The organism is Nitratireductor thuwali (assembly GCF_036621415.1).
Taxonomy (GTDB): domain Bacteria; phylum Pseudomonadota; class Alphaproteobacteria; order Rhizobiales; family Rhizobiaceae; genus Chelativorans; species Chelativorans thuwali.
In genome coordinates this window covers 111,335-124,945 of record NZ_CP030941.1, presented here as the reverse complement: position 1 = coordinate 124,945, position 13,611 = coordinate 111,335, and the positions used below count along the sequence as shown (strand labels likewise).

The 13,611-nt window shown below is 63.9% G+C and carries 12 protein-coding genes; 9 read left to right on the top strand and 3 right to left on the bottom strand.

Translation table 11 applies throughout. The features are described from left to right. Positions 1 to 47 precede the first annotated feature (47 nt). The 5 genes from NTH_RS00590 (at position 48) to NTH_RS00570 (ending at position 6,367) form a co-directional block, all read left to right on the top strand. Positions 48 to 2,174, top strand: coding sequence for an acetate--CoA ligase family protein (locus NTH_RS00590; RefSeq protein ID WP_338528177.1), 2,127 nt, complete (start codon positions 48 to 50; stop codon positions 2,172 to 2,174). A 115-nt stretch (positions 2,175 to 2,289) separates the two neighbouring features. After that, entirely contained in the window at positions 2,290 to 3,489 is a 1,200-nt protein-coding gene (gene sucC / locus NTH_RS00585) for an ADP-forming succinate--CoA ligase subunit beta (protein WP_338528176.1), read from the top strand. Then, positions 3,489 to 4,406, top strand: coding sequence for a succinate--CoA ligase subunit alpha (sucD, locus tag NTH_RS00580; protein WP_338528175.1), 918 nt, complete (start codon positions 3,489 to 3,491; stop codon positions 4,404 to 4,406). The genes sucC and sucD overlap by 1 nt, the downstream gene beginning before the upstream one ends. A gap of 146 nt (positions 4,407 to 4,552) precedes the next feature. After that, a complete protein-coding gene (locus NTH_RS00575) occupies positions 4,553 to 5,287 on the top strand; it encodes a GntR family transcriptional regulator (protein WP_338528174.1) in 735 nt (244 codons plus the stop codon). Between the two features lie 78 nt (positions 5,288 to 5,365). Next, a complete protein-coding gene (locus tag NTH_RS00570) occupies positions 5,366 to 6,367 on the top strand; it encodes an NAD(P)H-quinone oxidoreductase (RefSeq protein WP_338528173.1) in 1,002 nt (333 codons plus the stop codon). Positions 6,368 to 6,392: 25 nt separating this feature from the next. Here the strand turns inward: NTH_RS00570 and bhcR are convergent, their stop codons facing one another. Next, complete coding sequence (gene bhcR / locus NTH_RS00565) at positions 6,393 to 7,217, bottom strand: HTH-type transcriptional regulator BhcR (RefSeq protein ID WP_338528172.1); 825 nt, start codon at positions 7,215 to 7,217, stop codon at positions 6,393 to 6,395. Positions 7,218 to 7,414: 197 nt separating this feature from the next. Here bhcR and bhcA point away from each other — a divergent pair, with 197 nt between their 5' ends. From bhcA to bhcD, 4 genes are read left to right on the top strand one after another with little or no spacing between them, the layout of a single operon-like run. Continuing rightward, complete coding sequence (bhcA, locus tag NTH_RS00560) at positions 7,415 to 8,617, top strand: L-aspartate--glyoxylate aminotransferase BhcA (protein ID WP_338528171.1); 1,203 nt, start codon at positions 7,415 to 7,417, stop codon at positions 8,615 to 8,617. A gap of 12 nt (positions 8,618 to 8,629) precedes the next feature. Then, positions 8,630 to 9,583 (top strand): beta-hydroxyaspartate dehydratase BhcB, encoded by a 954-nt coding sequence (gene bhcB / locus NTH_RS00555; RefSeq protein ID WP_338528170.1) that lies wholly within the window; start codon positions 8,630 to 8,632, stop codon positions 9,581 to 9,583. 12 nt (positions 9,584 to 9,595) lie between these two features. Then, positions 9,596 to 10,759: a 3-hydroxy-D-aspartate aldolase BhcC gene (gene bhcC, locus NTH_RS00550; protein WP_338528169.1), complete on the top strand. Its 1,164-nt coding sequence runs from the start codon at positions 9,596 to 9,598 to the stop codon at positions 10,757 to 10,759. Positions 10,760 to 10,766: 7 nt separating this feature from the next. Further along, complete coding sequence (bhcD, locus tag NTH_RS00545) at positions 10,767 to 11,732, top strand: iminosuccinate reductase BhcD (RefSeq protein ID WP_338528168.1); 966 nt, start codon at positions 10,767 to 10,769, stop codon at positions 11,730 to 11,732. Positions 11,733 to 11,795: 63 nt separating this feature from the next. Here the strand turns inward: bhcD and NTH_RS00540 are convergent, their stop codons facing one another. Beyond that, a complete protein-coding gene (locus NTH_RS00540; RefSeq protein WP_338528167.1) occupies positions 11,796 to 12,506 on the bottom strand; it encodes a fumarylacetoacetate hydrolase family protein in 711 nt (236 codons plus the stop codon). A 214-nt stretch (positions 12,507 to 12,720) separates the two neighbouring features. Next, positions 12,721 to 13,377, bottom strand: a complete 657-nt coding sequence (locus tag NTH_RS00535) for a glutathione S-transferase family protein (RefSeq protein ID WP_338528166.1) — start codon at positions 13,375 to 13,377, stop codon at positions 12,721 to 12,723. Positions 13,378 to 13,611 lie beyond the last annotated feature (234 nt).

Below are 13,611 nucleotides of genomic sequence, written 5' to 3'. Positions count from 1 at the left end.
AAGCCGGCCATCAGAAGGGCCGCCTTGGCGGTCAAGGGAGGAAAGACATGCTCGACAAGACCGCTATACGGAACATGTTCGAGAAGGTTAAGGCCGAGGGGCGCGACGCGCTTACCGCGCCTGAAGGCAAGTTGCTGTGCGATGCCTACGGCATTGCAGTCCCGCAGGAGGGGGTGGCGGCCAGCTCGGAGGAGGCGGCGACGCTTGCCTCCGGCATGGGATTCCCGGTGGTGATGAAGATCGTCTCGCCGGACATCCTGCACAAGACCGACGCCGGCGGCGTCATCGTGGGCGTCAAGTCGGCGGAGGAGGCCCGGGCGGGCTACGACACCATCATTGCCAATGCGCGTGCCTACAAGGCGGATGCCGAAATCAAGGGCGTACAGGTCCAGCAGATGCTGACGGGCGGTCAGGAGGTCATCATCGGCGCCGTCACCGACGGCAGCTTCGGCAAGCTCGTTGCCTTTGGCATGGGCGGCATCCTGGTGGAGGTCCTGAAGGACATCACCTTCCGCCTGGCGCCCCTCGACAAGAACGAGGCGCTGTCCATGCTCGACGGCATCCAGGCGGCCGAGATGCTCAAAGGCGTGCGTGGCGGCGATCCGGTCGACCGCGACGCGCTCGCCGACATGATCGTGCGCGTGTCGGAGCTGATCAGCGACTATCCGGAGATCTCCGAGCTCGACCTCAATCCGGTGTTTGCCACGAAGGAAGGGGCGATCGCCGCCGACGTGCGCATCGTGATGGACTACAGCCAGCCGGAGCCGCGCCACCGCCCGAGCCAGGACGAGATTGTCGAGGCGATGAACCGCATCATGCGGCCGAAGGCCGTGGCTGTCATCGGCGCCTCCAACGAGCAGGGCAAGATCGGCAATTCGGTCATGCGCAATCTCATCGACGGCGGCTACAAGGGCGGGATCTATCCCATTCATCCCAAGGCCGACGAGATTCTTGGGCACAAGGCCTATAAGAGCGTGAAGGACGTTCCAGGCGAGATCGATACCGCGGTGTTCGCGATTCCCGCGAAATTCGTCGCCGGCGCGCTGACGGAATGCGGCGAAAAGGGCATCCCCGGCGCCGTCCTCATTCCCTCCGGCTTCGCCGAGGCCGGAGCGCCTGAACTGCAGGAAGAGATCGTCAGGATCGGCCGCAAATACAATGTCCGCATGATGGGGCCGAACATTTACGGCTTCTACTACACGCCGGAAAACCTCTGCGCCACTTTCTGCACGGCCTACGACGTGAAGGGATCGGCCGCGCTGTCCTCGCAGTCCGGCGGGATCGGCATGGCCATTATCGGCTTCTCTCGCTCGGCGAAGATGGGTGTGTCGGCCATTGTCGGCCTCGGCAACAAGTCGGATATCGACGAGGACGACCTGCTTGCCTTTTTCGAGCAGGACGAAAACACCAAGATCATCGCTCAGCATTGCGAGGATCTGAAAGACGGGCGCGCCTTCGCCGAAGCCGCCAAGCGCGTTTCCAAGACCAAGCCGGTCGTGGTCCTCAAGGCGGGCCGCACATCTGCCGGGGCGAAGGCCGCGTCTTCCCACACGGGGGCGCTCGCCGGCAACGACAAGATCTATGAGGACGTGTTCAAGCAGTCGGGCGTCATCCGGGCCCGTTCGCTGAAGCAGCTCCTTGAGTTTGCTCGCGGCGTTCCGGTGCTGCCGACGCCGAAGGGCGAGAATGTCGTGATCATCACCGGGGCGGGCGGTTCAGGCGTGCTTCTGTCGGATGCCTGTGTCGACAACGGGCTGAGCCTTATGTCGATGCCGGACGATCTGGACACTGCCTTCCGCAAGTTCATCCCGCCTTTCGGCGCGGCCGGCAATCCAGTCGACATCACGGGTGGCGAACCGCCGCAGACCTACAAGAACACGGTCAAGCTCGGGTTGGAGGATGACCGCATCCACGCGCTGATCCTCGGCTACTGGCATACCATCGTCACGCCGCCCATGGTCTTTGCCAAGCTGATGGTCGAGGTGAAGGAGGAAATGGCCGCCAAGGGCATCGAAAAGCCCATGGTCGCTTCGCTCGCAGGCGATGTCGAGGTCGAGGAGGCGGCCGAGTATCTCTACCAGCACGGCATTCCTGCCTATGCCTATTCGACCGAACTGCCGGTCGAAGTGCTGGGCGCCAAGTACAAGTGGGCGCGCGGCGCCGGTCTTCTGTAGTCCCTCCCAGGCGGGCCTTCCGCCGGGCGCGACGCGGTTCCTTCGAGCTCGTGTCGCGCCTGGTCGGACCTGGCGCGCCCCAACATTTCTGTCTCTGCGGAGAGGTAGCACATCAATGAATATCCATGAATATCAGGCCAAGGGCGTGCTGAAGTCCTTCGGCGTGCCCGTTCCCGACGGCGCGCCGGCCATGGATGTCGACGGGGCCGGAGACGTGGCGGCGGGCCTTGAGGGTCCGGTCTTCGTCGTCAAGTCGCAGATCCACGCAGGCGGGCGCGGCAAGGGCAAGTTCAAGGAACTGGGCCCCGAGGCGAAAGGCGGCGTGCGCGTGGCCGATACGGTGGCCGAAGTGCGCGCGCATGCCGCAGAAATGCTCGGCAACACGCTGGTCACGGTGCAGACCGGACCGACCGGCAAGAAGGTCAGCCGCCTTTATGTGGAAAACGGCTCGCGGATCGAAAGCGAATTCTACATCTCGCTGCTGATCGACCGGGCTACCAGCCGGGTCGCCTTCGTGGTCTCGACCGAGGGCGGCATGGATATCGAGACCGTTGCCGCCCAAACGCCGGAGAAAGTCGTCACCCTGACCGTCGATCCGGCCACCGGCCTGATGCCCTATCATGGCCGGCTCGTTGCCAAGGCGCTCGGCCTTCAGGGAGACCTTGCCGCACAGGCGGGCCTTCTGGCCACGCAGCTTTATACGGCTTTCACCGCCACCGACATGGAAATGCTGGAGATCAACCCGCTGGTCCTGACGGGTGATGGGCGGCTTGTCTGCCTCGACGCCAAGGTCGGCTTTGACTCAAACGCACTGGACCGGCGGCCGGAACTGGCAAGCCTGCGCGATGAGATGGAGGAGGACGCCAGGGAACTGGCCGCCTCGCGCCACGACCTTTCCTACATCGCGCTCGACGGCAATATCGGCTGCATGGTCAATGGGGCGGGCCTCGCCATGGCGACCATGGACATCATCAAGCATCACGGCGGCGAGCCGGCGAATTTCCTAGATGTCGGCGGCGGCGCGACGGCCGAGAAAGTGGCGGCGGCCTTCAAGATCATCACCACCGACCCCAGCGTGAAGGGCATTCTGGTCAACATCTTCGGCGGCATCATGCGTTGCGACGTGATTGCCGAGGGGGTGGTGGAAGCCGTCAAGGAAGTGGGCCTGAAGGTGCCGCTCGTGGTGCGGCTCGAAGGCACGAACGTCGCGGAAGGCAAGAAGATCATCGCAGAGTCCGGCCTCGATGTCATCGCCGCGGACGACCTCGATGATGCGGCGCGGAAGATCGTCATTGCGGCCAAGGGAAGAAACTGATGTCCATCCTGGTGAACAAGAACACCCGTCTCCTCTGTCAGGGCTTTACCGGCAAGACCGCCACATTCCACTCACGGCATGCCATCGAATATGGCACGCAGATGGTCGGGGGCGTAGCGCCGGGGAAGGGGGGCATGACGCATCTGGGCCTGCCCGTCTTCGACACGGTGAAGGAGGCGCGCGCAGCGACGGATGCCGATGCGACCGTCATCTACGTGCCGCCCTTCGGAGCGGCGGACGCGATTTGCGAGGCCATCGACGCGGAAATTCCGCTGATCGTCTGCATCACCGAGGGCATTCCCGTGCTCGACATGCAGCGCGTCAAGCGGGCGCTTTCGGGATCGCGTTCACGCCTGATCGGGCCGAATTGCCCGGGGGTCATCACCGCCGGCGAATGCAAGATCGGTATCATGCCGGGCTCCATCTTCCGCAAGGGTTCGGTCGGCATCGTCTCGCGCTCGGGCACGCTCACCTATGAGGCGGTATTCCAGACCTCGCAGAAGGGCCTTGGCCAGACCACGGCTGTGGGCATCGGCGGGGATCCCATCAAGGGCACCGAATTCATCGACGTGCTGGAGATGTTCCTTGCCGATCCCGAAACCGAATCGATTGTCATGATCGGCGAGATCGGCGGGCAGGCCGAGGAGGAGGCGGCCGCGTTTCTTGCGGATGTGGCAAGGCGCGGCAGAAGCAAGCCCACGGTCGGCTTCATTGCCGGTCGCACCGCTCCTGCGGGGCGGCGCATGGGCCATGCGGGCGCCATCATCGCCGGCGGCAAGGGCGGGGCGGAAGACAAGATCGAGGCCATGCAGGCGGCCGGCATTCGCATTTCGCCCACACCGGCACGCCTTGGCGAGACGCTCGTGGAACTCCTCGACGGGCAGCCGGAAAGCGCATGCCTGGAACCTGTGGGATAGATCTCTGTGAGATGGCAGGTACACGCCGAAACCATTTAGCTACCGGCCGCATGGAGACAGTCAATTCTTGCACCGTTGGATAAACCGCTCCATTGATACATATGGTATTACAGGTTCCAGACTCAGACAGACAGCAGGAGACTGATGTGAGTTCCAGAAGCCAGACCCGCTGGCCGCTTCCCGATGAGAGCACCCCAGGCCTTGTCCTGGAGCCGTTCTCCGCGGAGCCGAACATCAAGACGCGCGTCTATGCCGCGCTGAAGCATGCCATCGCCGAGATGGATATTTACGCCACGCAGGAAAACACCTGGCTCGACGAGCGCCTGCTTGCCGAACGCCTCAATGTCAGCCGCACGCCGATCCGCGAGGCGATCGCCATGCTGGAGCAGCAGGGCTTCGTCAAATCCATCGCGCGGCGCGGCATCATCGTCTTGCGCAAGACGAAACGCGAGGTCATCGAGATGATCCAGGTATGGGCGGCGCTGGAAGGCATGGCCGCCCGGCTTATCTCGCTCAATGCCAGCCGCAAGGACATCGATCGCTTGCGCAAGATCTTCGAAGAGTTCCACGAAGGGCATGCGCCCGGCGACTATCTGAGCGAATATTCCGAAGCCAATCTGCGTTTCCACCAGACGCTCATCGAGATGACCGGATCGCAGACCCTGCAGCAGATGACGGAGAATATTCTCCTGCATGTGCGCGGCATCCGCAAAATCACCATTGGGCGCGACGACCGGGCAAGCCAATCGATCAAGGACCATCTGGCCATCATCGACGCGTTGGAAAAACGCGAAACCGAACTGGCGGAAAAACTCTGCCGTGACCACACGCTCGGCCTCGCCGATTATGTGGAGAAGCACAGCAAAGGCATTTTCGCCTAGCTTCACACCAATCTTGGAGAGATCCCCGGCCGGACGCGCGGGCAGGGTAGCCGGCTCTCCTCAACGCAGGAGAGTGTCTTGACGGAGTTTCCCAAGACCATGTCGGCCGTTGCCATCAGCGAAGCCGGCGGGCCGGATGTGCTGCGACTGGAGCAGTTGCCCGTTTCGCCGCCTGGCTCGAGCGAGATCCTGATCCGGGTGGCGGCTGCCGGCGTTAACCGGCCGGATCTCCTGCAACGGGCTGGCCTTTATCCGGCACCACCGGGGGCATCGGAGATTCCAGGGCTGGAGGTGGCCGGAACCGTGCAGGCGGTGGGCAGCGACGTGTCGCGCTGGAAAGCGGGCGATCCGGTCTGTGCTCTGACGCCGGGCGGCGGATATGCCGAATATGCGCTGGTCGACACCTCGAACGCGCTGCCGGTTCCCGCCGGGTTGCCTTTGGAGGATGCGGCCGCCATCCCCGAAACCTTCTTCACCGTATGGCACAACGTTTTCGAGCGCGGGGCGCTCAAGCCCGGCGAGACGCTGCTTGTCCATGGCGGCGGTTCCGGCATCGGCACGACGGCGATCATGCTCGGCAAGGCCTTCGGCGCCACAGTCGTAGTCACCGCCGGCTCGGATGAAAAATGCGCCGCCTGCCGCAGGCTCGGCGCCGATACGGCCATCAACTATCGCGAGGAGGATTGGGTCGCTGTCGTCAAGGAGGTGACGGACAAACACGGTGCCGACGTGATACTGGACATGGTCGGCGGACCCTATATCGCGAAGAACTACCAGGCCGCCGCCGTCGACGGCCGGATCGTCAACATCGCCTTCCTCCAGGGCTCGCGCGTCGAGATCGACTATATGCGCCTGATGCTCAAGCGCCTGACGCATACGGGGTCGACCTTGCGGTCCCAGCCGGTCGCGGCCAAGGCGCGGATCGCGGCGCAGCTGGAGGAAAAGGTCTGGCCGTTGCTGGCGCAGGGAAAGTGCCGGCCCCCGATCTACAGGAGCTACCCGCTGGCCGACGCCGCCAAGGCCCATGCGCTGATGGAGACCAGCGCGCATATCGGGAAAATCGTCCTGACGGTCGGTTGACGACGCGCGGCGGGACGAATGCGCATCACTCCCGTGGAGGCACGCCGCCGATGGCGCGCGTAATGTCTTCCGCCGCCTTGCGGACCACGGCGCCATATTCCGTGTCGCGACCAGGCGTGATGCGGAAGGCGGGCCCGGAAAGCGAAACCCCGGCCACCGCCTCGCCGAACTGGTTGAAGATGGGCGCTGCGATGCAGCGCATGCCCTGGGTTCGCTCCTCGTCGTCGACGGCGAAGCCGTGCGCGCGGATCCGCTCCATTTCGGCGGCCAGGGCTTCGTGCGAGACGATGGTCTTGGCCGTATAAGTGCTGAGCGCGCCCCTCTTCAGGATGCTTTCGGACTGTGCCCGCGGCAGATAGGCAAGCAGCGCCTTGCCGATGCCCGATGCGTGCACGGGGCCGCGCGTGCCGGGCCGGAAAAAGGCGCGGATCGGCTCATGCGTCTCCACCTGGCTGACGAAGATGACCTCGCCGCGGTCGATGATGGCCAGATTGGCCGTCTCTCCCGTCTCGGCCATAATGCGCTGCATGACGGGCCGGCTCTGCTCGACGATGCTGGTGCGGCCGAGGAAATGGCTGCCAACGCGAAACGCCTCGATCCCCACATGCCAGGTCTGCGTCGGCTCGTCGAACTCGACGATGCGGTGCTTTTGCAGCGTGATGAGGATGCGATAGGCGGTGGAGGCCGACTGGCCGGACAGGTCGGCGATCTCTGTCAATGACAGGCCGTCACCGCGCGCCACGACCTTGAGCACGTCCATTGCACGGTCGAGCGACTGTATGAGCGTGTTGTCAGAGCTGTTGTGGAACGAGCGCGGTCTGCCTCGCGCGCGGCCGACACGATGAGCCATCCTGTCTTCCCTTCAACCATCATAGGTCTTGCGGATTTTTCACCAGGCGAAAAACCCAAAAGCCCTTCCATAACATGAGTATAACGAGATTTTTGTACCAATGAAAATGTTTTTCAAAATAATTGCGAATGCGATGGGGAGGGGCTTAGTCTGATCCCGCAGTCCGTTCGCTGCTTGCAGACTTTGGAGACAGGTCGATGTCGACGCAGAATCCGATCTTCATTCCGGGCCCGACCAACATCCCAGAGCGGTTGCGCCGGGCGCTCGATTATCCGTCGATCGATCACCGTTCGCCCGTCTTTGCCGAGATGTACAAGCCGGCACTCGAAGGGGTGCGCCGTGTCCTGCAGTCGGCGGAGGCGGAGGTGATCCTCTTCCCGTCGACCGGCACCGGGGCGTGGGAAGCGGCGGTGACCAACACGTTGTCGCCGGGCGACAAGGTGTTGGCGGCACGCTACGGCACGTTCTCGCACCGTTGGATCGACCTGTGCCGGAGGCACGGCCTTGACGTCGAGGTCATTGAGAGGCCGTGGGGCGAAGGCGCGCCGGCGGTGGCGTTCGAGCGAGCGCTGAAGGCCGACACGCGCCATGCGATCAAGGCGGTGCTCGTCTGTCATAACGAGACGGCGACCGGCGTGCGCAGCGACATTGCCGCCGTGCGCCGCGCCATCGACGCGGCCGGCCATCCGGCGCTGCTTTACGTCGACGGGGTGAGCTCCATCGCCTCGATGGATTTCCGCATGGACGAATGGGGCGTCGACATCGCCATCACCGGTTCGCAGAAGGGCTTCATGCTGCCGGCAGGACTCGCCATACTGGGCATCAGCCCAAAGGCGCTGGAGGTCGTTTCCTCGGCCAGATGCGCGCGCTGCTTCTTCGATTTCCGCGACATGCTGAGCACCATGGCCGCTGGCGGCTTTCCCTACACGCCGCCGGTCAATCTGATCCGCGGCCTGAGCGTCTCCATCACCGTGCTGGAGGAGGAAGGGCTTGAGCGCGTCTTCGGGCGCCACCGGCGTATTGCCGACGGCGTGCGCAAGGCGGTCGGCGCCTGGGGCCTGTCGCTCTGCGCGAAAGAACCGGCGCTTTACTCCGACACGGTGAGCGCAATCCTCGTTCCGGACGGCTTCGATGCCACCCGTATCGTTACCCATGCCGCTGAAAAATACGGCGTGGCTTTCGGTGTCGGGTTGGGCGAGGTGGCCGGCAAGCTGTTCCGCATAGGCCATCTGGGCTCTATGACCGACGTCATGGCGTTATCGGGCATCGCCACGGCGGAGATGGTCATGGCGGATCTCGGCTTGCCGGTCACGCTCGGCTCTGGCGTTGCCGCCGCCCAGGAGCATTATCGGACGACCGCCGGGCGCGGCGCGGGCGCCATGCCGCGCGCCGCAGCCTGAGGAGAGCGCGATATGGACATACCGACCTACGCCGATGTCGAGGCCGCGCATGCGCGCATCGCTCTGCATATCCACCGAACGCCGATCCTGACCAGCAGCTTCATCAACGACCTGACCGGTGCCGAATTGTTCTTCAAATGCGAGAACTTCCAAAAGGCGGGCGCCTTCAAGGCGCGAGGCGCATCCAACGCGGTGTTCGGGCTGGATGAGAAAATGGCAAAGGTCGGCGTCGCGACCCATTCCTCGGGAAACCATGCGCTGTCGCTGAGCTATGCCGCCGGCAAGCGCGGCATTCCCGTCACCGTGGTGATGCCGAGGACCGCGCCGGAGCCCAAGAAGGCGGCGGTTCGCGGCTATGGCGGGCATATCGTCGAATGCGAGCCCTCGACCTCCTCGCGCGAGGCGGTCTTCGCCGAGGTGGTGGCCGAGACGGGTGCCGAATTCGTGCACCCCTATAACGACCCGCGCGTCATCGCCGGGCAGGGGACATGCTCGAAGGAGATGGTCGAGGATCTCGGCGAGCTCGATGCCGTGGTGGCGCCCATTGGCGGCGGCGGCATGGTTTCAGGCTGCTGCCTTACGCTGTCGACCATCGCGCCGAAGACGAAGATCTATGCGGCCGAGCCGAAGAACGCGGACGATGCCTACCGCTCCTTCAAGGCCGGGCGCATCATTGCCGACGATGCGCCGCAGACGGTGGCCGACGGGCTGAAGGTACCGCTCAAGGAACTCACCTGGCACTTCGTCTCGAAGCATGTGGAGGACATCTTCACGGCCACCGAGGAGGAGATCGTTGCGGCGATGCGGCTCATCTGGGAGCGCATGAAGATCGTCATGGAGCCGTCGAGCGCGGTGCCGCTGGCAGCGATCCTGAAGAACAAGGAGCTTTTCGCCGGCAAGCGCGTCGGCGTCATCGTGACCGGCGGCAATGTCGATCTCGGCAAATTGCCCTGGGCACAATCATAAGGGATAAAGCCTATGACCAAGCACGAAACCGTCGCCGGACATGAGGTCGGCTACGACATTCCCGCCGCCATCGGCATGGCCGAGAAAGACATCCAGACGCCTTGCCTGATCCTCGACCTCGATGCGCTCGAGCGCAACATCAGGAAGATGGGCGATTATGCCAGGGGGCACGGCATGCGCCACCGCGCGCATGGCAAGATGCATAAGTCGGTCGATGTCGCAAAACTGCAGGAAAAGCTCGGTGGCGCCGTCGGCGTCTGCTGCCAGAAGGTGTCGGAAGCCGAGGCGTTCGCGCGCGGCGGCATCAAGGACATTCTGGTGTCGAACCAGGTCCGCGACCCGGCGAAGATCGATCGCCTGGCCCGTCTGCCGAATTATGGCGCCCGCGTCATCGTCTGCATCGACGATGTCGAGAACGTCGCCGACCTGTCGGCGGCGGCGCAAAAACATGGCACCACGCTCGGATGCTTCGTGGAGATCGATTGCGGCGCCGGCCGCTGCGGCGTCACGACCAGTGAGGCGGTGGTGGAGATCGCCCAGGCGATCGCCGCCGCGCCGAACCTCGATTTTACCGGTATCCAGGCTTACCAGGGGGCGATGCAGCATCTCGACAGCTACGAGGACCGCAAGGCCAAGCTCGACGCCGCAATCGCTCAGGTGGAAGACGCCGTCGAGGCGCTGAAGAAGGAAGGGCTGGAGCCCGAGCTTGTCAGCGGCGGCGGTACCGGCAGCTACTATTTCGAGAGCAATTCGGGCGTCTATAACGAACTGCAGTGCGGATCCTATGCCTTCATGGATGCCGACTACGGCCGCATCAAGGACAAGGACGGCAACCGCATCGACCAGGGCGAGTGGGAGAATGCGCTGTTCATCCTGACGAGCGTGATGAGCCACGCCAAGGCCGACAAGGCGATCTGCGACGCCGGTCTCAAGGCGCAGTCGGTGGATTCGGGCCTGCCCTTCGTCTATGGCCGCGACGACGTGAAATATATCAAATGCTCCGACGAGCACGGCGTGATCGAGGACCCTCATGGGGTGCTGAAGATCAACGAGAAGCTGCGCCTCGTTCCCGGCCATTGCGACCCCACCTGCAACGTGCACGACTGGTATGTCGGCGTCCGCAACGGCAAGGTGGAGTGCCTTTGGCCGGTGACGGCGCGCGGCCTGGCCTACTGAGGCCGGTATGCTGGTCGTTTCGGAAGAGACCTGCCGCAAGGTGGTCACGCGCGAAAACGCCTTCACCGCCATCGAAGGCGTCTTCGCCGCCATGGCGGCGGGCGAGGCCTGTAATTTTCCCGTTATCCGCGAGGCGATCGGCAATGCGGATGCTCTCTACGGGTTCAAATCGGGCTTCGACCGGAAGAACGGCGTGCTCGGGCTGAAGTCGGGCGGCTACTGGCCGGGCAATGAGAAGCGCGGCCTGACCAACCACCAGTCGACCGTGTTCCTGTTCGATCCCGATACGGGCCGGCCCCACGCCATGGTGGGCGGCAACTACCTGACGGCGATCCGGACGGCCGCTGCCTCGGCTGTGTCGATCCGCCATCTGGCGCGAAAGGATGCCAAGGTGCTGGGCATGCTCGGCGCGGGCTTCCAGTCGGCCTTTCAGATGCGCGCGGCGGCCGAGCAACGGGATTTCGAACGCGTCATCGGCTGGAACCTGCACCCCGAAATGCTGCCGCGTCTGGCCGAAACGGCGGCCGAGCTCGGCCTGCCCTTCGAGCCGGTTTCGCTCGACCGGCTCGGTGCGGAAGCCGACGTGATCATCACCATCACCTCGAGCTTCGAGCCGATCCTCATGCGCGGCCAGGTCAAGCCCGGCACGCATCTGGCCTGCATGGGCACCGACACCAAGGGCAAGCAGGAGGTCGATGCCGAACTGGTGGCGGCCGCCACGCTCTTCACCGACGAGGTGGCGCAGTCCGCCAGCATCGGCGAGTGCCAACACGCGGTCGCGCAAGGGCTCATCGACAAGGCCGACATCACGCCGGTCGGCGCGGTGGTCAACGGGAAGCATCCCGGCCGCACCCACGATGACGAGATCACCCTATTCGACGGCACCGGCGTCGGCCTGCAGGACCTGGCGGTCGCCGCACTGGCCGCGGAGGCGGCGCGCAGCGCGGGGTTGGCCGCCGAGATCGACCTTTGAACACCGCACAGAAGAAGGTGGCGTCCGCATGGGACGCCGCTCCTTCCGCAAAGCCGGTGCGGATCAGATCACCCTTACGGCTATTTCGCCAATGCCTGCCACCTTGCCATGCATCACGTCGCCGCGCTGGACGGGCCCGACACCGGCCGGCGTGCCCGTCATGATCAGGTCGCCTGGCTGCAGTTCGAAATATTGCGACAGGATGGCGATCATCTCAGGCACTTTCCAGAGCATCTGGTTGAGATCGCCGCTCTGGCGCCTTTCGCCATTGACGTCCAATGTCACGGCGCCTGCGGTCGGATGACCGATACGGGATGCCGGAACGAGCGGGCCGCAGGGTGCTGATTTCTCAAAGGATTTTCCGACCTCCCACGGGCGCCCAAGCTTCTTGGCCTCGCCCTGCAGGTCGCGCCGGGTCATGTCCAGGCCCACGCCATATCCGAAGACGTGGTCGAGCGCGTCTTCGACGCCGATATCCGTTCCGCCCTTGGCGAGCGCCACCACCATCTCGATCTCGTGATGCACGTCGTTGGTCCTGGCTGGATAGGGAAAATCTTCTCCGACGGCCAGATTGGTCGGATGCTTGAAGAAGAAGAAGGGCGGCTCCTTGTACGGGTCATGGCCCATCTCCACCGCGTGGGCCGCATAATTGCGGCCAATGCAGAAAATGCGGTTGACGGGGAAAAGCTGATCGCTTCCGTCCACCGGCAGCGCTGCCATGGCGGGTGGCGCAATCACATACTGACCGGCGTTCTGATAGGCGGCTTCGGACATTCACTTGCTCCTGACTTCTGCTCGGCCGCTGCCTCATCCGGCAGGTCGGGCAGGAGGTCAATACTGCGCACGCAACTCGGCGACGACGGCCGGATCGCCGTTGATATCCTCCCAACGCCTCGGTGAGCACCGCCGGGAGACATCCGCCCGCCCGAAATCCGGAGCGCCCAATTCGGATACTCGCTTCCGTGGGATCAAGCGCGCCAGAGCGACCTTATGAGCCGGTCGATGCCGCGGTGAAGACCGCCAATTGGGCATCGAAAGCACGCTTGTAGGCGGGCCGGGCCTCGCCGCGGGCGACATAGGCGGAGATGTTGGGATATTCGTCCAGCATGCCGGATGAGGCTTTCAACCTGAGCAGCACCGCCACCATCATAAGGTCGCCGGCGCTGAACGCGCCATCCAGCCAGTCCGAATCGCCAAGGCGGGCGGAAAGCTGGCCCAGCCGGTTGCGGATGCGATCCTCGACGCCGGGCATGCGCTGGTCGTACCAAGCCTCGTCGCGCTCCAGGAGCCTGGTGGTTTCACGATCGAGGATCGGCGGTTCCACCGTGTTGAGCGCGGCAAACATCCAGCTGATCGCGCGTGCCCGGGCATTTGCATCCTCTGACAGCAGTCCCGCGTGGCGCTCGGCGATATGGAGCACGATCGCCCCCGTCTCGAACAGGGCGAGATCGCCTTCCTCATAGGTCGGAATCTGCCCGAAAGGGTGAAGGGCAAGATGCGCGGGCTCCTTCATCTCGCTGAACGAAACAAGGCGGACATCATAGGGCTGGCCTACTTCTTCCAGCGCCCAGCGAACGCGGGTGTCACGCGCCAGGCCCTGGCCGCGATCGGGCGAACGTTCAAAGGCGGTAATGGTGGGGGTCATTGGAAGGCTCCGGGTGATTGAATGATGCGGTCGAGAGCGATGCGCGCAATCTGAGCATTCGGCTCTTGCGCTTGGCATCCCGAGGACGAACGGCCAGTGCGGCTCCCGACAACCCGTCTCGTTTTCCGCGCGTTCTACAGCTTGTTCCGCATTGCCGCGTTCTCAATTTTGGCATAGCTTTGACCAAACGATAAAAAACAGTCGCAAACGCGCCAATCCAGCCAGGGGTGAACA